General features: G+C 53.2%; 3 protein-coding genes. All 3 read left to right on the top strand.

Annotated features, from left to right (window positions below; translation table 11 throughout):
- The first annotated feature begins 118 nt into the window (after positions 1-118).
- Positions 119-412: a hypothetical protein gene (locus INF37_RS15535; protein ID WP_193539415.1), complete on the top strand. Its 294-nt coding sequence runs from the start codon at positions 119-121 to the stop codon at positions 410-412.
- Positions 413-433: 21 nt separating this feature from the next.
- Positions 434-940, top strand: coding sequence for a hypothetical protein (locus INF37_RS15530; protein ID WP_193539413.1), 507 nt, complete (start codon positions 434-436; stop codon positions 938-940).
- Positions 937-1280: helix-turn-helix domain-containing protein (locus tag INF37_RS15525; protein WP_193539411.1), on the top strand; the 344-nt coding region annotated here is incomplete at its 3' end. The genes INF37_RS15530 and INF37_RS15525, both read left to right, overlap by 4 nt.

The raw sequence follows: 1280 nt of genomic DNA, 5'->3' as shown, positions 1-1280 counted from the left end.
TTTTTTGCGTTCTCTTGTAAATTAACACACTCCAATATTGGTATTTTTATTGACAAAGCTCCAATATTGGTATATAATAAAACCATCAAGAAGGGAACACCCCAGGAGGTAATGAGTTATGTATAACAAGCACGAGATCATGGTGAACGCCTGGAACATCCGCCGCACCGCCAACGTCTCTATGTCCGTCGCTCTCAAGGCCGCCTGGGCTCTTGCTAAGGCTGTCAAGGCTGCTGAGGCTCTCTCCAATGAGATCGACTGGAACACCAAGGTCTGCGTAAACGATTGGGCCAAGGGCGGCCACAACCGCACCTATGTCGAGGTCGCTGTATACACAAACGCCTGGAACCGCAAGCGCACCGAGAAGATCGGCTATGTTAACAACCTTACCGGCGAGTTCGTGGCCGCTTAACAAAAGAAAGGACGACTAAAAATGAAAGTAATTGAGTATGCGTATCAGTATGGGATATCTTTGACCGAAGCTCGTAAGCTGACCGATGAGGAGAAGCGGGACTACACCGAGGAGTGGAAGGACTCCATCCTGATTGCTACCGGCGAATCCATCCAGCTGGATTACATCAGCTGGGAGGACCTGGACGCGGTCAAGTGCCGCGAGAAGTACGCCTTTAACGGATGCGGCAATCGCGTCTATGAGATCAGCGACGCAGAGTGGGAGGCCTTTGTCGCTCTGGACAGGGAGCGCGCTGTCTCCAGACAGGCTGAGGACAATCGGAAGTATGCTGACGGCCTGCGCGCCATCATCGCCCAGGCGGAGGCACAACGCGATATCCCCACCAAGGAGGAGGCTGTCTGCCGGGCCGCGGAGTATAACAACGTCAACAACGAGGGCGGCGAGGGATACGTCCCTCACATGGTTACGGCCGAGCAATATCTGGCCGCAAAAGAGGCACTCGCAAATATGGAGGAGGATGCAAAATGAGCAACATTAAGATTATCGGCGCAAAAGAGGCCAGCCTTGCCACGACTGACCTGCCTGCCAACAGCGGCATGTATTACTCCATCCACTACGATTTGACCGATGGACGGGTATTTGTCCGGGAACATGTAGACAGCAACAACTTTACCCGCTTTGCAAAACACATCGTACTGGTCAAAAATACGGTTGAGCATATGAGTGCGGAGAGCATAGAGGAGGCTGTGTGTGAGGCGGTATCTCTGATACCGCCAGTGCGCAGAGAGCGGCTCCGCTGCGGCCTGACCCAAAAAGAGCTCGCAGACCGTGCCGGAGTCAATATGACACAGGTCCAAAAGGTAGAGGC

The sequence above is a fragment of the Pseudoflavonifractor gallinarum genome, from assembly GCF_014982855.1.
Lineage (GTDB): Bacteria > Bacillota > Clostridia > Oscillospirales > Oscillospiraceae > Pseudoflavonifractor_A > Pseudoflavonifractor_A gallinarum.
The sequence above is the reverse complement of the archived record's forward strand: the minus strand, read 5'-3'. Positions and strand labels throughout refer to the sequence as shown.